Raw genomic sequence first — 18,407 nt, forward strand, 5'->3', positions numbered from 1 at the left:
TCAATTTATTTTACCCCAGTTTTTATTAGGTTGGTCACCTAATTCAAATTGTAAAACCCCGCCCTTGGAAATTAAATTAAAGTCTATAATACTTGAATTAATTTCATCTCCATTCCATGTTACTTCTTGAATGAATATGTTTTCCGGCGATCTACCATTTACAATAATCTGCAAGGGTACATTCGATGTCTTTATCGTTACTTTGTCAAATTGAGGTGCTGTCAAGGCCAACTCTGTACTTCCAGGGAAAATGGGATATAAGCCCATTGATGACCACACATACCATGATGACATCGTACCGGCATCATCATCCATTTCTTTTATAAAACCATCAGGTGTTGGCGTAAATATTTTTCTTGTAAAAGGTTCGTTCAACTTTTCATGTGTGCCATACCAATTATTGGTTTCTTTGTTCAATAGTTCATCGACCAACTTTTGGGTCTTCCACGGTGATTTGGTATAGGCATACAAATATGGTACTTGAATATCTGGCTGGTTTCCAATATTGAAAAGTTCATTTTCAAAAAAATAATCAAGTTCATTTTCAAAGACGTCCTTTCCTCCCATTAAGGATTGAATTCCATTGATATCAAAAGGAACAAACCATCGGTATTGCCATAAGGTTCCTTCATACAAACCATCGCCATGCATGATGTCGGAATTCTCATTCATGGTCAAAAACTTGTCTTTCCATGAGGCTCTATATTCAAATGCCCTATCGTTATAAAACCCAGCATCTTCGTCCTCGCCAATTATTTTTGAAATCTCTGAAAGTGCCCATAAATCGTAACTTGATTCCAATATATTGTCCGGTGATTTAAATGGTAAGTGCTTAGCTTCTTCCTTGAGTTCCTCGTATACATCAGGTAAAGCAAATGGTAATATTCCTTTGCGATAGGCATCTAGTATCACAGCAATGGAATGCTCCGTACGTACCGTTGGAAAAGGCTCGGTATCTGTTGTCCAATCCGGTTTACCTTGTTTGTACAAAGCTTTAAGAGACAACAACATATCTTTATATCTATCTGGATATAAAAATGAAAATAAAGGTAATTTGGTCCTGAACGTATCCCAAATCGACCATCCATGATAATATGATTTTTCTGATGAATACAACTTTCCATCACTACCTCTGTAAGCCCCATCTTCATCATTGATCATAAATGGCGATTGTGTGGCATGGTATAAATGTGTATAGAATAATTGCTTTAAAGTATCATTTTCAGTTTCAACATTAATAACGTTAATAAGATCCTTCCATGCTTTGGATGCGTTTGATCTTACTTGTGAAAAACTTAAACCCTTTGTCTCTTTTAAATTTTCAATGGCACTTTTCTCATCTACCACCGATAATGCACAACGCAACAAGATTTGCTGGTTTTTTGTTGTGGAAAATCCAAATATCAATGTTGAGTTATCTTCTTTGATTTCTGTTGGTTCTTCATTGAAATGGATTGCATAATAGAAGGTATATTTGCCTTTTTTACAAACATTTACACTTGTTATGCTTCCGCTTAAAATATTGTTGGTTATTTGATGCTGCTCAGATATATGTTCAACAAACGAACTTTTTAAATCTATAGTGAAACCTGCATTTTCAGTTTTGGGAAATGAATATTCATGAAATGCGACTTGTCGCGTTGCCGTGAGTTGGGTTTTAACCCCATTATCAAGTACAACCGAATAAAACCCTGCCTTAGCTTGTTCGCTTTCTTTTGAATAGGTTTGCGCCTTAGCAATGGAATCACCCTCTGATAGTACGAAAGGTAGGATTCTTAAGTTTCCACCAACCCCGCGACACCCTACACCAGAAAATCTTGTATTGGAAAAACCTATGATTTCCTTGGCGTTATAATCATAACCGGAATGCGCAATTGGTCTCGTATCCGGACACGGTTTTACCATACCAAAAGGAACAGCTGCGGCAACGTCGGTTTGGCCATGATCATCAGCCGTATTCATAAACGGATCAATGTAATTTACATTATCCTTTTGTTTTTGTGCGGTAGTAGTGCATCCAACAAAAAACAAGAAGATTAAAACCAAATAAAAAAACTTTACTCCTTTTTTCACTTCAATTAAATTTGATAATGAACACTATTGTACGAAGAAATATGTATTGAAAAAATCCTATAAATACTATTATCAGTGAGGTATTAAAATACAGGCAGGCTTTTATACCTGCCCGTATTTGACAACTAACTCAAACTAACAACTCAACTTTTATATATTCTATTTAAAATTTAGTACCCAGGATTCTGTTCCAATGAACCATCGGAAAGCTGTAACTCATTTGCAGGTATTGGTCGCAACAAGTGTTTATTAGCATCAAAAGCTCCATGGTCGATGACCTGTGGGTTATAAAGATCGATACGTTCCTCTAATTTACCGGTACGTTTGAGTACTGCCCAACGGTTAGCTTCCCCTGCAAGCTCTAAGGCCCTTTCGTTCAGGATATCATCGATGGTGATCGCAGTATATTCGTTGGCCACTCCGGTAGCCCGTTCCCTTACAATATTCAAATGTGATAGGGCCGATGCCGTATTGCCGGCACCTAAATAAGCTTCCGCCGCTAATAAGTGGGTACCTGCTACCCTAAACACATAAGTGTCCCGTGCGCCTTCAGTATCTTCATTAAAATCCTGATCATCGAATTTCTTAAAGATCGGAAAATTGGTTCTTTCTATGTTTGCGCTATATTGATAGGTAGCACCAGGTACATTATCAGGAAGGCCAAATAAGTACTGATTTGGTTGATACACGTAATAACGGTTCAATTTGTCCGCCAATTCTGAAGCATCAAGGGCATATTTAGGATAGTATATAACAGTATCTCCAGGTTGTATTACATCTTCTGGTAAAGGCCCATCATTGTCCGCATCATAAGTGTCTTCTATATCAGCAAATAAGGCTCTATGAATAGTAGCATCTTCCCTACTGTCATTGTCCGCGAACAATGAATAGAAAAATGGTGTAGGCATGGCTCCAAAACCAGTTGTACCATAAGGACTTGTAGTTCGATTGATTCCAGGATAATTAAATACCTGGTTCATGAAAAGAGAATGCTTATTGTTGTTCTTATCAGCTGTTAAACCACCACTTCCCCATTGAATGGCGAAAAGTATTTCATCATTCACTTGGTTGTCATATTCAAAAACCTCTGCAAATGATTGACTTCTGATATCATAATTACCAATAGCCTGCTCTGCCAATGCAGCCGCAGTTTCAAAATCATTCGATTCTGCAAAAGAAGTATAACCCCTGGTCAAATAAACTTCGGCCAGTAAATGTTGCGCTGCCCTTTTGGAAAATCTACCCGTATCAGGGTTATCCAATAAATTGGGTAGTGCAGCATCTAAATCGGCAATAATCTGTGCATAGGTTTCCGCTTCGGTTGATCTGGCATAATCGGTACGTATGCTTTGTGGTTCCTCCAACTCCAAGACTACCCCTCCATACTGCTGTACAAGATTAAAATAAGCCAATGCCCTTAACGCTTTTGCCTGGGCAATTCCGTAATCCCTTTCACCTAAATTGGCATCACTCCAACTGATCTGATTTTCAAATCTGTTGATAACTGTATTCGCTTTAGCAATAACACTATAGTTATTGGACCAAACCGATAGTCCTGTATCAGCGCTTAAATTGAAATAATCATTGGTTGGGCTGAATGAAAAGACCTCCCCTTTACTGGCAAAAATGTCTGTACCCATAAATTCGAACGTATAGTCACGATATACCTCCCGAAGGCTACCATATACCCCAACAACCAATTGATCCGCGTTATCCTGCGTAATAAAGTTTTCACTGGTGATGTCGGAATAGATCTCTTCCTCTATATAGTCATTACAAGCATATGACAGCATCAGAATAACCGAGAAGACAGTTATATATTTTAGATATTTAAATATTTTCATCTTTTTGTTTTTTTATAATTAATAAGATAATTTTAGGCCAAACAATACTGTTTTAACCGAATATCCCATATTATAGGAATTCTGTAGACCAGTTTCTGGATCTGGACCATCATAGTCCGTAAAAGTGAAAGGGTTCTGGACATCCAATGAAAAACGTAAGCTAGATAACTTTAATTTATCCATAAGTTCTTGTGGAAATTGATACGCCAATCCAATATTACCTACCCTTACAAAAGACATATCTTCATAGAACCATGACTTAGTGCTATCCTCACCATATTCAGGTGAAGGATATTTTGCATCAGGGTTGTTTGGGGTCCAATAATCTTGCTTTAAGCTATTGAATACAGCCTTATCCCCATTAAAAGTTGCAAAATTCTGATGAAATTCTGAATGTCCGAAAACTCCTTGTCTTGTATTCACCTGAACATTCAATTCTAGATTCTTATAATTGAAGGTGTTGGTCATACCCGCAATCCAATCTGGGGATTGTGACCCTATGACCTTTTTATCCTCTAGATTGATTTCCCCGTCACCATTTTGGTCAACAAATTTATATTGACCAGGTAAAGCTCCATAAGAAGTTGCCTCTGCAGCTTCATCAATTTGCCAAATACCATCAACTTCATAATCGAAAGTCGCATCGATAGGGGCCCCTACCTGTAAAACTCCATTTAAACGGTTATCGGATCCCACCAATATCTGATCTAAACCGCCGTACAATTCTAGAATTTCATTGTCGTTCTTAGTATAGTTTATATTTGTACGCCAAGTAAAATTATCGTTACGCACGTTTACGGTATTAAGGGTGAATTCCATACCCTTGTTTCGTACAGAACCAAAGTTGCCTACGGTACCTCCACCTCCAAAACCGGTTACATAAGACAACTGTCTCGCTAGGATACTCCCTTCGGTTTTTTTATTATAGACTTCAACGCCAAAACTCAATCGATTTTTTAAAATAGCAAAGTCCAGCCCAAAATTATATTCCTTGGACACTTCCCATGTTAAATCTGCATTCGATAGGCCTTCAACGACCTTCCCGATTTCAAAATCATCACCAAATAAATAACTACTTTGTGTTAAAAAAGCCAAGGAACTATATGGATTGACTGTTTGGTCGTTTCCTGATTCCCCATAGCTTAATCGTAGTTTTAGGTTATTCAACCAATCCACTTCTTGAAGAAATGGTTCCTCACTAGCTCGCCACGCAAATGCTGCAGATGGAAAGAATTTCCATTTATTGTCTACAGCCAATTTCGATGAACCATCATACCTGCCTGTAAATGTAAAAAGATATTTATCCTTAATACTATAGTTTAAACGTCCTGCGAAAGAAGCCAAGGTTTCTTTTTCATAATAACTACCATAAGCCCTAGCGACATCGGCACCTCCTTCGGTATTGAAAAACAAATAAGCATCCGTATCAAAATTCCTCACCTCGATATCACTGCCTTCCGGGTTATTATAATAAATGGAATTTATTAAAGTCGTCTTAAGGTTATGCCCATCAGCAATCTTAAAATCAAAATCCAAGATATTATCCCAAGTATAGGAAGTATTCAAAGAAGAACTGTAATAGGACCGTATTCTAGAACCATCATTACGAGATGATTTTGTTAATAACCCTCGATACTCCCCATAACGTTGGGCACTAACATTCGGAGAAAATTGCGTTTTAAAATTAATCCAATCCGTAGGTTTGTAATTTAAAAATACATTGGCTATTACATCTAAAGACCTGTCATTATTACGCCAAGCCCCATCGGCTTCATAAACTGGATTCGTGAATCGGGGATCCTGATCGTCTGGAAACATTATCGGTTCTCCATTTGTATCATAAGGATTCACTGTAGGTGCCAAACGTAAAGTACTCCTGAACAACTCCCTACTGCCCTGCTCACGCTCGGACAATGCCAAATAAGTTTTTATGCCTACGGTCAATTGATCGGAAACTTTCTTGGATATCGATGCACTTAGATTGTATCTTTCATACTCCTCTATACCCATAATACCTTCATCATGCAAATAACCTAGGGACCCACTATAGACCAATCCGTCTTTACCGCCTGACATGCCGACAGTATGACTCGTCTGCACCCCGGTTTTTCTAAACATATCCATCCAATCAGTATATCTACCATTGGCGACATTATCGGCCTCTTCATTAGACGATTGAAATTCTGTAGATCGGTCAATAACTACATTATTGTAATCCGCTACGGTTCCAGAAGTACCTTGCCATGCTCTAGCCTTTAATACATCATCGACAAATTCAACATATCCAGGTCCATCGTAAAGCTCTGGAATATTGGTTGCTGAACGTAACCCAAAGGAGGCTTCATAGGTAAAAACCGTTTTACCCTCAACACCATTTTTTGTGGTAATGATCACAACACCATTGGCACCACGAGACCCATAGATAGCTGTTGCTGATGCATCCTTTAAAATATCCATCTGCTCAATATCGGCAGGGTTCAAAACGCTGATATCATCAAAGAAAATTCCATCGACCACAAAGAGCGGTTTGGATGGGTCATCATCCAAATTATCACTTACGCCATCTTTTTCTCCACTTTGATTGGCTGTAATAACTGTATTACCCCTTATTTTGATTGAGAGTGGTGCACCCGGTTTTGAGTTCAACGTTCTAACGTCAACACCAGCGACCCTACCCTGAAGAGCTTGGCCTAAGTCGGTCTTTTTCTGATCCGTTAAGGCTTCGCTATCTAAAGACGCTACGGCCCCGGTCAAATCACTTTTCTTAACCGTACCATAACCAATGACCACAACTTCATCCAATCCGGTTGAAGAGGTTGCCAATTGCACGGAATAGCTAGATGAGCCATCCAATTTGATTTCTTTAGTCTCAAATCCTATATAGGATATGGACAATGTAGCGTTGGCATCAGCTACCGATATTATGAAATTTCCATCAAAATCGGTTACTACACCATTCGTTGTGCCTTTCTCCAAAACATTGGCTCCGGGCAAGGCAATACCTTGGTCATCAACAACAACCCCGGAGACCGCTGTTGTTTGTGCAAAAGCATTTGAAGAAATGCCTATGAACAAGACCATTAATAATAGTTTAAGTTTTTCCATTTTAAATTAGTTTAGTTAAAAATGTGATTATTCGTATGGATATTAATGTTTTGTTAAAATTAGAACAGTCAATCCTTTTCAAGATGGATTTTTCATTCAAAAACATGGAAAGACCATTCAAATCACTTGTTTTCGATTCTTTAAATATTACCACTGAATTATATATTATATTCAAATATTTATGCTAAAAAACGACAATAATTCAACAAAATACCGAGAGGATATGCGAAATATATCCATGATTTTGGTTGTTAAATCCATCCGTACACAAAGAACAGATCTTATATTCGTAAACATGGAAATATATAATTCGTAAAGATCAAAACTTAAATCCATTATGGGTCAATTCAATATTAAGGGTAAAGTAGCGGTAATTACCGGAGGCGCCGGAGTCCTAGGAGGATGTATCGCTGACAATTTAGCCGAAGCAGGGGTTAAAATCGTGATTTTGGATAGGGACGAGAAAATCATCGCTGCGAAAGTCAATGCCATTATTGACAACGGTGGTGAAGCCATTGGACTTGTTACCAATGTCCTGGATAAGGCTACTTTAGCAAAAAATAGGGATAAAATACTTACTCGATTCAATAAAATCGATATTCTATTGAATGCCGCTGGTGGCAATATGCCCGGTGCCACTATTGGGCCCGACCAAACCATTTTTGATTTGAACATAGATGATTTTCAGAAAGTAACCGACCTTAATTTAAACGGTACCGTATTGCCCTCCCTGGTTTTCGGTGAGGTTATGGCCCAACAAAAAGAGGGTGCCATTGTGAACTATTCCTCCATGTCCGTAGAGCGGGCCATTACCCGTGTTGTTGGATATTCGGCCTCAAAGGCGGCCATGGAAAATTTTACGCGATGGATGTCCGTGGAAATGGCCACGAAATTTGGGGGTAAAATACGTGTGAATGCTATTGCCCCTGGATTTTTTATTGGAAACCAAAATCGGAAACTATTGACCAATGACGATGGGTCGTATACGGAACGCGGCAATACCATTATCAAGAACACCCCTATGAATCGTTTTGGGGAAGCCGACGAACTCAATGGTGCCATTCATTTTTTATGTAGTGATGCCGCAAAATTCATTACAGGAGTGGTTATTCCGGTTGATGGTGGGTTCAGTGCCTTTAGTGGGGTATAATTAAAAAACATCCAAAAATGACAATGCAACAAACTTGGAGATGGTACGGTCCCAATGACCCAGTTTCCTTACAAGATATAAAACAAGCCGGTGCCACTGGAGTGGTCAGTGCCTTACACCATATAGCCAATGGTGAAATATGGACGGTAGAAGAAATCAACAAGCGAAAAAAGGAAATAGAAAATGCCGGATTGATATGGTCTGTTGTTGAATCCATCCCAGTCCATGAGAACATTAAGACCCAAACAGGGGATTACAAGCTCTATATTGAAAACTACAAGAAAAGTATTGAAAACCTTGCTCGCTGTGACATACAAATCGTGTGTTATAATTTTATGCCTGTATTGGATTGGACGAGAACTTCTTTGGACTACGAAGTACAAGATGGCTCAAGGGCCTTACGTTTCGATGTGACTGCCTTTGCCGGCTTTGAACTATACCTATTACAAAGACCGGGGGCCGAAAAAAGCTATTCCGAGGATCAAAAGGCCAAAGCCAAAGCATACATCAACGGCCTGTCCCCAGAAGAAAAAACCAAATTAACAAATAACATCATCGCTGGCTTGCCCGGTGCCGAAGAGGGGTATACCTTAGAACAGTTCCAGGATATCCTTAACACGTATTCCGATATCAATGGGACCAAATTAAAAGAACATCTTGTATCTTTCCTAAAGGAAATTATTCCGGTTGCCGAGCAAAATAAGGTGCTCATGTGTATTCATCCCGATGACCCTCCTTATCAAATCCTTGGTCTACCACGCGTAGTCAGCACAGAAGCCGATTATGCATATTTATTTGAGCAAGTGCCCAGTTTATCGAATGGCATTACTTTTTGCACCGGTTCATTAGGGGTTATTCCTGAAAATAACCTGGTCCAGATTTTCAAAAGGTTTGCAGACCGGGTACATTTTGTTCATTTGCGCAGCACACAACGCGATGAGGAAGGCAATTTTTATGAAGCCAATCATTTGGAAGGGGATGTGGACATGTTTACCATTGTAAAGGAAATCCTTATGGAACAGGCAAGAAGAAAGAAGGAAGGACGTACCGATTACCATATCCCCATGCGTCCTGATCACGGGCATCAAATGCTCGATGACTTACAAAAAAAGACCAATCCAGGGTATTCCGGGATAGGCCGTTTACGCGGTTTGGCCGAAATACGTGGTTTGGAATTGGGAATTAGAAAATCATTGACACTTTAATTGAAATACTCCGGCTTATGAAAAATTCGACAGACCAAAACAATCCCATGCAAAATTTGGACGATTGGGAAGACAACCTAAAAGAACGCTATCCAGATCCAACCGATATGGAAAAGGATAAGAAAGAGTTCCGAAACTATGTCGATTCAGAACGTGTCGATACGGTTCGGGAATTTTATAGGGTTAACCATCGCTACCAAACCTATGACTTTGTCTGCCAAAAAGAAAAAGAGTTCTTAAAGTTCGACAAAAAGGAAATGTCCCTTTGGGAAGCCGTAGACTTTCTGAATACCTTGGTCGATGATAGTGATCCCGATATTGATCTGGATCAACTGCAACACTTATTGCAAACCTCGGAGGCCATACGGGCCGATGGGCATCCTGACTGGTTTGTCCTAACTGGATTTTTGCACGATATCGGCAAGGTCTTATGCCTATTCGGGGAACCACAATGGGCTGTCGTGGGCGACACTTTCCCGGTAGGATGTAAATTTTCCGATACCATCGTATACCCTGAATTTTTTGCGGACAACCCCGATTCAACCAATGGGAAATTCAATACTAAATACGGTATATACGAGCCCAATTGCGGATTGGACCATGTGAAAATGAGCTGGGGACATGACGAGTACCTATATCAAATCCTAAAGGATTATTTGCCCGAACCAGCCTTGTACATCATACGATATCATTCTTTTTATGCCCAGCATCGCGAAGGGGCCTATACCCATTTAATGAATGAAAAGGACCTCGAGATGTTCGAATGGGTCAAAAAGTTCAATCCCTACGACCTCTATACCAAAGCTCCCGTGAAACCTGATGTTAAGGCCCTTAGACCCTACTATGAGGAATTGGTGAAAAAATACTTGCCGGATGTCATAAAATTTTAATCAAAAACCAACCAAACCAACTTTTCTATGTTATCTACTTATTTGGGATTTTTCGGCTTTACGCTACTTGTTATATTTTACACGAGCTATAAGCTTCGAAAAGATAAGTTTACCACATCGGAAGGTTATTTCCTAGCAGGAAAAAGTCTTACTGGACCCATAATTGCGGGTTCCATGATTCTTACCAATATTTCTAGCGAGCATTTGATCGGTATGAATGGCAGTTCTTACGAGAACGGAATCATCGTCATCGCATGGGAAGTAACTTCGGCCATTGCCTTGGTTATCGCCGCCATATTCTTTATTCCCAAGTTCCTGAAAATGGGGCTAACGACCATTCCCGAATTTTTAGAGAAACGTTTTGATGGTCATATTCGTTCCATAGTGGCTTTTTTACTTATGTCCTCCTTTGTTATTACGCTGTTACCGATTGTACTTTATTCAGGAGCAATCAATATCGAAAGTGTCTTTGATTTTTCAAACATGTTCGGAATTTCAAATGAAGCATCCTTAGTGTACACCGTGCTCACCATAGGGATTATCGGTGCTTTTTATGCCGTATTTGGTGGATTAAAGGCCATTGCATATTCCGATTCGTTGAACGGTGTGGGTTTAATGTTGGGGGGTTTGCTCATTCCCGCCATCGCACTCTACCAGATTGGAAATGGGGATATTTTCAATGGATTGCGTACCGTTTACAATTTTGCCCCAGCCAAATTCGACATTATAGGCAAACCAGACTCTGTATTGCCTTTTTCCGTATTGTTCACGGGGTTGATGATCAATCAATTATATTTCTGGGGAATGAACCAGTCCATTATTCAGCGGGCTTTTGGAGCCAAAAACCTTATTGAGGCGCAAAAAGGTTTGATCTACACTGGGGTATTGAAATTATTCGTACCTATAATCATAGTACTCCCGGGCCTCATTGCTTTCTATTATTTTCAGGACCAATATTATGAAACCCCCGATTTAATCTATCCCTTACTGGTGAAGAAGGTTTTACCCACCTATTTGTATGGTTTTTTTGCTGCCATCATTTTAGGTGCTGTCCTAAGTACCTTCAACAGTGTCTTAAACTCGGCAAGTACCATTTTCTGTTTGGATATCTACAAAAAAATCATCGATAAGGATGCGTCTGACGCCAAACTGGTAAAGTACGGCAAATTATCATCGGTCATTTTGGCTGCAATAGCCATTATCGTAGCCCCTTTTGTGGCCTATGCGCCTGACGGTCTGTATATGTTGCTACAGGAATTGAACGGTATCTTCTTTATTCCCATTTCATCCATAATCATTGCGGGCATATTTTTTAAGCAAATCAATACCAAAGGGGCAAAAGCCGGATTGTTTTTCGGATTCACATTTTATATACTGACCACCTTCGTTTTGGATATCAACATACATTTTGTCCATTTATGGGGCATTGAATTTGTGTTGAACTTTATTATTATGTTCTTGGTTTCCAGATATAGTACAACTAAAAAAGCGGAAGTCTATAAAGAGAAATTGACTGAAGAAAAACCTTGGTCCGCCGTTAATATCGCAGGCGCGATCTTAGTTTTTTTAACCATTCTTATCTACGTATTACTTTCATAAGAAAGCAGATCAATGGCTAATCAAAATAGTATTCTTCCCGGGCCGCAAATGAAGTGTTCCATTTTCGGTTTTAATACCGTTAAGCATGATTTTTGCTTTGGGGTATTGCCCAACATCAAATTCAGCCTTCATATTTCCTGGGATTTCAATGGTAAATTCCCGAGTATCGCCCAAAAGCATGTATACCGCCTTGATCTGTCCCTTAATGGTAGGCACAATGATGGAAGTTTCTTTTAAGGAACCCAATTGTGGTTTTATGGTAGCGATGTCGTAACCCGGAACCTTGGGATTGATTCCCCATAATCCCCTCGCAACCATATTGGCCGGAACGGCACCCCAAGCGTGGTTCCAATCGGAATTGGGTTTGTATTTCATGTCCCAGGCCTCAAGGGTCATCGTTGATCCTATACGGATCATATTATACCAACTTCTATTTGACGTAGCCGTCATTAAATCCAACGCATATTGCCCTTCACCGGCGTTGTATAAGGCTTCCAACAAATATTGGGACCCATAGACACTACAGGCCATCCCCCTACCCTTAATAAATTTTGCTACTGAACCCTTAGCCGTTTCCGGTACGATATGAAATGCCATAGCCATCATATTCGAATGTAAGGAAGCATGTTCCGTACCTTCCCCATCTACATAAACACCTCGGACAGGATCAAACAATACGGTATTGATCGAGGTCTTTACTTTTTTGGCCAAATCAGTATAGAATTTCACATCATCCGCTTTATCCAAAACTCCGGCGAACTCGGCCATGATTTCCAAATTCCTATAGTACATACAATTGACAACCGTATTTATAGGTGTAAAGACAAAACCATCGCGTTCCCCTTCCGGGGTGGCCAATTTCCAACCGGTATCCTTTTGGGCCGGTGGCCAATCCACAATATCCTTCAATTTGACCTTAGGATCTTTGAACCCCAACTTCCCCATGAATTCGGGCGTTGCATTATCGGAACTAATGAGTCCGTCTGCCCTACGCAGTCCAGCCAAGGTCTTATACTTTAAATCCTCATAATACCTTTCGATTAGTTCGGCATTACCCGTATACATATAATCCGCATGAAACATAAGTGCCACATGCAACTGCCATTCCGTTGGCCAGGTAGGATGTTCCATAAAATACTCAATGGTCCGCCTAGCCATGGCATACTCCCTATCCGTCGAATAATGACTCAATTGGTTAAGATAGGCATCCGCCTCATACGGAATACGTTCCCTATCCCCATCTATATAAACCCCTGCGAAGGTGGTTGCCTTAATGGAATATTTACATAAATCCCATACCTGATCAAGAATGGTATCGGAACTCTGAAAACGGCTTTCGTTATCGTTCCAATACCCATGAAACGCCAATTGCACCACATCATTTTCGAAAATCGGCTCTTTGGCGTGTTCTATTTCGGCATATCTAAAAGGCATTAAAACCGGAACCGAATCGGGAAGTGCAATGGCCCCTACCTTTGTATTCCGCTTATCGGGCAGAATGGGTAAGATATAAGTGTTCTCACGCGAGTTAACCGGTAATCGTACCTCTTGATATCGGATGGTTCCTTGAGGATCCCTATTGATCCTACCATTGATCAATTGCTCGCCTACGCGAACGACTAAAGTATCCTTCTTTATGGCTCGGTATTTAAGTTGAAGGGTAGCGAAGGCCGCTTTTCCAAAATCGATACGATATGAACTCTTATCCGTTGCTTTTAAGGTTATCGGTCTAATGGGGTCCAATTGAAGGCTATTTGCGCTAGTGATCCCTTTTTCTCGTTTTCCTATTTTAAAGGACTGTATTCCAGAAAATGCTGATGGCATATCCGTAGCATCCCAGATTTTAACTTTCCAATAATACGTCCGTCCAACAATTAAGGGAGTACCTTTATATTCAACATTCGATGACTGCTTATCCGACACTTTTCCAGAATCCCATACATCGCCTATGTCATTTCGTAATTGGTCTTCTGATGAAGCCACCAATAGCTGGTAGGCATTTTGGGAAATCGCCGAATGGGGAACGATCCACCCAAATTCGGGAGAATCATCAACAATCAACACATTGTTGGTATTTCGAATGTATTCCACCGTTAAGTCTACGGGAACTTCACCATAAACAATATCGTTTACCTTCTTCCCTTTACAAGCCAGCATCAAGAAAGTAAGAGTGACACTTAGAAAATACAACCTCGGTACAGTCCGCAAAATCGACGTACCTTTCCTAGCGGAACCATGATTTACATCATTGGCCCCGAACAACCTAAATCTGCCCATAAAATTGTTTTATACGACCCTATACAGGTTTAATTTCCCAACCAGGTTCATACGTTCTTGACCATAACTTCATGGCTTCCCTATTGAATATTCGCCCTGTGGTTTCGTCAACCTCAAAAGCATCATCGATGCGGGACGCTATGTTCGCATAATGGGTAAGCAATTGACTGACCACTCCTTCATCAATAGGTGAAGTCAAAGCTGCTTTTCCGCGAATGGCATCAAAAAAGTTTATGGTATGTGCTGTGGAGAGTCTTCCTCCTCCACCAAGTGCGTTACCTGATTCAATTCCTGGAGATAGATTTTCCCTGATAAGCTCCCCTTTTAAACTGTACAATTTATAACCATCGCGATCAATATACACACAACCTTTGGATCCGTAGATGATAGTACCCCTACCTGCACCATATTTGGAATACCCGTTTCTACTTTGTCCGTCCCATTTGATGATCTTATTATCAGCGAACTTAAACGTAGCCTCCATGGTATCGTACATTTCCCAGCCATCGTCTTTATATTGGAATTTTCCTGAATTGACTTCCACACGTTCTGGATATTCTACTTGTAATGCCCATCTTGCTATGTCCAATTCATGTGTGGCATTATTCCCCATTTCCGCTGTACCATAGTCCCATCCGTACCAATGCCAATTATAATTCCATGTATCATCGGTATAATTGCGTCTTGGGGCCGGACCTTGAAAAAGTTCCCAATCCAACCCTTCTGGTGGCGCCGTTTCCTTTTGATGGGGTACAGGTCCTCTTTTACTGGTGTAAAATGCGGTAGCGTGATAAACGTCCCCGATAATTCCCTCATGGATATCCTTGATGATTTCTTGGGATTGGGCGGAAGATCGCTGTTGGTTACCCATTTGCACCACCTTATTGTATTTCTTTTGATAGGCTACGAGCAATTCCCCTTCCCTAGGGTTATGGCTACATGGTTTTTCCAAAAACACATGCTTTCCAGCCTGCATGGCCATACACGCCCCTGGTGCATGCCAATGGTCCGGGGTAGCCATAAAAATGGCATCAATATGTTTATCATCGATGATCTTGCGAATATCATTTTCTAAAATCGGGGTATTCGGAAAGGCTTTGGAAACCACTTCTGCGGCTTTTTCACGTTGACTTTTCATGACATCGCACAAATAGCGCAACTCCACATTGCTTTCTTTTTTAACTATTCCCCCTAAATAAGCCTGGTACCTACGACCCAAACCTTGGATAGCAACATGGATACGGTCATTGGCCCCAATGATCTTGGAATAGCTCTGCGCACTCATGGCATTTAAACTACCACCCAATGCAACACCTGCTGTTCCTGTTACTGCTTTTTTTATAAAACTTCTTCTGTTCGACATGTTCCCCAGGTTTTTTAAGATTTAATTTTTATATTTTTGAAAGACACTCTATCCCCATGATCTTGTAATAAGATCTGTCCTTTTTCAAGTTCGCCGAAATTGGGCCACTTTGCATACTTACTTTCAGAAACCAGTTTTTTGAAAACATCGCTGTTTCTTTCGTATTCCAAGACTTTCATTCCATTCAACCAATGCTCTACATGATTACCTTTTGAAATAATATGTGCAGAGTTCCATTCCCCGATCGGATTCATGTGTTTGTTGGCATCCGCTTTGATCAAATCATAAAGGGAAGAGACTGTCCTACTTCCTTCATGATTACCCAATTTAGCATCAGGATGTAAAGCGTCATCCAATATTTGGTATTCAAGTCCGATAGAAGATCCCGGTCCTTTGTTGATTTCGGTATCCACATAATATTTTATACCGCTGTTTGCCGCTGGAGTCAATTTGAAATCAACCTTGAATTCAAAATCACCATACAACTCCTTAGTAACAATATCCCCTCCGGCAGCGGATTCTTTACCTCCTGATGAAAGTACAGAAAGCACACCGTCCTCAATTTCCCATCCTTGGCTTGGAAACTCCTCTAATTTGGCACCACGCCATCCTTTGGTAGTTTTTCCGTCCCACAGTAATTTCCATCCATCCTTCTTTTCATCTATGGTGAGTTGGTTTTTGGTAATTACAGGCTTAAGGGGTGACTTTCTGGCGTACTTAGCAAGACTATCGGTAAGGATGTTTATGTTTTTCCATATAATATGCGTGCCTTCTTTTTGAGTATCCTTAATGGCATGCACTTGCAGGCCAATAAAGCCCGTTGCGGTTTTATCATCAATGAGATGGGCTGCCGGCACATCATTGATCCAGGTTTTAATGGTATCGCCAATGGCCTCAATACGGTAATGGTTCCATTCGTTTTGTTTAAAGGCTTTTTGTGCTTCGGGATTATCGGTCAAGGGACACAACCAACCTCTTCGTGACTCATCATAAATTCCTGCACTCCATGCGCGTTCAGAGGGGTCTATCTCTATTTGATATCCGTGAACCCTTCCATCCCTATAATAAGGAAAACTATTGGAACGAATCTGAATTCCTGAATTCATGGAAGAATCGACCTTATAATCCAATTCCAAAATAAAATCACTATAAAGTTTATCCGATCTTAAGAACGTGTTTGGCGTATTTCGAACCGTTGACCCGACAATGGCACCATCTTCTACTTTGTAGGTTGCCTCCCCACCTATCACCGACCAACCGTCCAGGGTTTTTCCATCGAAAATAGTTGACCATGGAGTATTATCTTTTTCTTTTTGGGCACAACTTAAGAAACCAATAACGGTAAGAAGCAATAATGCTTTCTTCAAACTACTTTTTTTCATAATTATTTAGGAATGTGATTAATTTAGAGTTAAAAATACACTATAAAAATAGCAGTATTCTAAAGAATAAACATGGATTTATCATTCAAAAGCATGGGATTTTAATAAATACTTAAGGGCTTAAGTGAAAATCAAGGATTTAGGGTGATACCCAATTCGTCCTTAACCTGTTTCTATTTCCCCTTTAGCTTTAACAAGCTATCCTATCGGCTCCCTTTTTTATTTCGAACGATAGATGGGTGTTTGAAAATATCAACACAATATCATGGTCTCTTTTCCTTTTCTATTGATAACCCTTTCTATAAACAATAGAACAAAAAACGAATCGTTTAAGAATTCGTAAGTGATGGGTTGCCCCCTCAACCGTAGTACAGGGAGCCATTAATGCCTAAGCAAATAGCTGACCACTATGAAAACAAAAAACCTCCTTACCGGACTGCTATTCCTTTTGGCAAGTTTTTGCATGGCACAAGAGAAATACCCTATACTCAATAGCATTGTAACGGACAGTGCCGGGATTTTCAATGCATCCGAATTGCAATTCCTCTCGGAGAGGCTAACCGGTTTTGAACAGGAAACCTCTAATCAAATTGCAGTACTTACCATCAAGAAACTACACCAAGAGACCATAGAGAATTATGCGTATAAAACCTTTGAGGCAAATAAACTTGGTCAAAAAGGCAAGGACAATGGTCTTTTGATTCTCGTTTCCCAATTAGACCGGGAAGTACGGATTGAAGTTGGGTATGGTTTGGAACCCTACATTACCGATGCCATAGCCTCACGGATCATAAGGCAAATAATTATACCCCAATTTAAAAAAGAGCAATATTATGAGGGGATAGACCTTGCCACAGAACAGATCATCGATATTTTAAGAAATCCCGAAGCGGCCAAGGAATTTAAGGAAGAAGCTCAAAATGAAGGTTCCTCTATTTTCATCAAAATCTTTGTAACGCTGTTTTTATCGGTATTCCTCTCTGTTGGTGCCTATGTAATATTTCGGTCCTATCGAAGTTTGATTGCCTCCTTTAGGGGAATTCTTATTGGGAAGGTCAGCCTACTCTACTTTCCTTTTGCATTATTTGCCGCTCTTTATCCAATGCTATTCGGATTGGTGTTTTTTTTCATGCCCCTTTTGGGAATTGTTGCCATTGATTTCGAATTCTATCCGGACCGACTTACTTTTTTAGCCGATGATCTGATGTGGTTATACGGTCTTCTGGGTATTGTTTTGGTCCTTATTCCGTTGGTTATTGCTATGTACAGCATAAATACCCATGGTGATTCTTATAAATTATCATGGTTTAAGAGTGATAAACGATTTATCAATAAAAATCTAAGTACGGGTTTTCACAGTGCTGGTTCGTCAACCCATAGTTCCTCGGGAAGTAGTTATAGTAGCGGGTTCAGTAGTAGTTCGAGCAGTAGCTTTTCAGGAGGTGGGGGAAGCTCTGGGGGCGGTGGTTCCAGCGGTAGTTGGTAGTTTGTTTAATTTCGTGGCGCATATACACCTTAT

11 protein-coding genes are annotated in these 18,407 nt (G+C 40.1%); 5 read left to right on the forward strand and 6 right to left on the reverse strand.

What is annotated here, in order from left to right; genetic code table 11:
- The 3 genes from HPE56_RS06400 to HPE56_RS06410 all read right to left on the reverse strand — a co-directional run bounded on the left by HPE56_RS06400 (window position 1) and on the right by HPE56_RS06410 (window position 7,022).
- Window positions 1–2,073 carry a GH92 family glycosyl hydrolase gene (locus HPE56_RS06400; RefSeq protein WP_317173183.1) on the reverse strand — a complete coding sequence of 691 codons (2,073 nt, stop codon included), beginning with the start codon at window positions 2,071–2,073 and terminating at the stop codon, window positions 1–3.
- 170 nt (window positions 2,074–2,243) lie between these two features.
- Window positions 2,244–3,917, reverse strand: coding sequence for a RagB/SusD family nutrient uptake outer membrane protein (locus tag HPE56_RS06405; RefSeq protein WP_188242947.1), 1,674 nt, complete (start codon window positions 3,915–3,917; stop codon window positions 2,244–2,246).
- Window positions 3,918–3,935: 18 nt separating this feature from the next.
- Entirely contained in the window at window positions 3,936–7,022 is a 3,087-nt protein-coding gene (locus HPE56_RS06410) for a SusC/RagA family TonB-linked outer membrane protein (RefSeq protein ID WP_188242948.1), read from the reverse strand.
- A 337-nt stretch (window positions 7,023–7,359) separates the two neighbouring features.
- Between HPE56_RS06410 and HPE56_RS06415 the strand changes: the two genes are divergently transcribed.
- The 4 genes from HPE56_RS06415 to HPE56_RS06430 are packed head-to-tail and all read left to right on the forward strand — an operon-like array spanning window position 7,360 to window position 11,866.
- A complete protein-coding gene (locus HPE56_RS06415; protein ID WP_188242949.1) occupies window positions 7,360–8,172 on the forward strand; it encodes an SDR family oxidoreductase in 813 nt (270 codons plus the stop codon).
- A gap of 23 nt (window positions 8,173–8,195) precedes the next feature.
- Window positions 8,196–9,377, forward strand: coding sequence for a mannonate dehydratase (gene uxuA / locus HPE56_RS06420; protein ID WP_223170233.1), 1,182 nt, complete (start codon window positions 8,196–8,198; stop codon window positions 9,375–9,377).
- Between the two features lie 17 nt (window positions 9,378–9,394).
- Complete coding sequence (locus tag HPE56_RS06425) at window positions 9,395–10,267, forward strand: inositol oxygenase family protein (RefSeq protein ID WP_188242951.1); 873 nt, start codon at window positions 9,395–9,397, stop codon at window positions 10,265–10,267.
- 27 nt (window positions 10,268–10,294) lie between these two features.
- Window positions 10,295–11,866 (forward strand): solute:sodium symporter family transporter, encoded by a 1,572-nt coding sequence (locus tag HPE56_RS06430; RefSeq protein ID WP_188242952.1) that lies wholly within the window; start codon window positions 10,295–10,297, stop codon window positions 11,864–11,866.
- A 9-nt stretch (window positions 11,867–11,875) separates the two neighbouring features.
- Here the strand turns inward: HPE56_RS06430 and HPE56_RS06435 are convergent, their stop codons facing one another.
- Genes HPE56_RS06435 through HPE56_RS06445 form a run of 3 tightly spaced genes read right to left on the reverse strand, consistent with a single transcriptional unit; the run spans window position 11,876 to window position 16,888 of the window.
- Entirely contained in the window at window positions 11,876–14,143 is a 2,268-nt protein-coding gene (locus tag HPE56_RS06435) for an alpha-L-rhamnosidase-related protein (RefSeq protein WP_188242953.1), read from the reverse strand.
- Window positions 14,144–14,162: 19 nt separating this feature from the next.
- The gene (locus tag HPE56_RS06440; protein WP_188242954.1) at window positions 14,163–15,506 is read right to left on the reverse strand and encodes a Gfo/Idh/MocA family protein; all 1,344 of its coding nucleotides are present in this window, start codon (window positions 15,504–15,506) and stop codon (window positions 14,163–14,165) included.
- A 14-nt stretch (window positions 15,507–15,520) separates the two neighbouring features.
- Complete coding sequence (locus HPE56_RS06445) at window positions 15,521–16,888, reverse strand: 3-keto-disaccharide hydrolase (RefSeq protein ID WP_188242955.1); 1,368 nt, start codon at window positions 16,886–16,888, stop codon at window positions 15,521–15,523.
- Window positions 16,889–17,297: 409 nt separating this feature from the next.
- On the opposite strand from HPE56_RS06445, the gene HPE56_RS06450 reads away from it, so the two are divergent.
- On the forward strand, window positions 17,298–18,374 hold the full coding sequence (locus HPE56_RS06450; protein WP_188242956.1) for a TPM domain-containing protein: 1,077 nt from the start codon (window positions 17,298–17,300) through the stop codon (window positions 18,372–18,374).
- Window positions 18,375–18,407 lie beyond the last annotated feature (33 nt).

Origin of the sequence: Maribacter aquimaris (assembly GCF_014596745.1) — a bacterium.
GTDB classification, from domain to species: domain Bacteria; phylum Bacteroidota; class Bacteroidia; order Flavobacteriales; family Flavobacteriaceae; genus Maribacter_A; species Maribacter_A aquimaris.

What these genes read in the sequence shown, in the direction of transcription:
- HPE56_RS06445 (WP_188242955.1), bottom strand. Translation starts at nt 16,888, where the DNA reads ATGAAAAAAAGTAGTTTGAAGAAAGCATTATTGCTTCTTACCGTTATT.
- HPE56_RS06435 (WP_188242953.1), bottom strand. Translation starts at nt 14,143, where the DNA reads ATGGGCAGATTTAGGTTGTTCGGGGCCAATGATGTAAATCATGGTTCC.
- HPE56_RS06425 (WP_188242951.1), top strand. Translation starts at nt 9,395, where the DNA reads ATGAAAAATTCGACAGACCAAAACAATCCCATGCAAAATTTGGACGAT.
- HPE56_RS06410 (WP_188242948.1), bottom strand. Translation starts at nt 7,022, where the DNA reads ATGGAAAAACTTAAACTATTATTAATGGTCTTGTTCATAGGCATTTCT.
- HPE56_RS06415 (WP_188242949.1), top strand. Translation starts at nt 7,360, where the DNA reads ATGGGTCAATTCAATATTAAGGGTAAAGTAGCGGTAATTACCGGAGGC.
- HPE56_RS06450 (WP_188242956.1), top strand. Translation starts at nt 17,298, where the DNA reads ATGAAAACAAAAAACCTCCTTACCGGACTGCTATTCCTTTTGGCAAGT.
- HPE56_RS06405 (WP_188242947.1), bottom strand. Translation starts at nt 3,917, where the DNA reads ATGAAAATATTTAAATATCTAAAATATATAACTGTCTTCTCGGTTATT.
- HPE56_RS06430 (WP_188242952.1), top strand. Translation starts at nt 10,295, where the DNA reads ATGTTATCTACTTATTTGGGATTTTTCGGCTTTACGCTACTTGTTATA.
- uxuA (WP_223170233.1), top strand. Translation starts at nt 8,196, where the DNA reads ATGCAACAAACTTGGAGATGGTACGGTCCCAATGACCCAGTTTCCTTA.
- HPE56_RS06440 (WP_188242954.1), bottom strand. Translation starts at nt 15,506, where the DNA reads ATGTCGAACAGAAGAAGTTTTATAAAAAAAGCAGTAACAGGAACAGCA.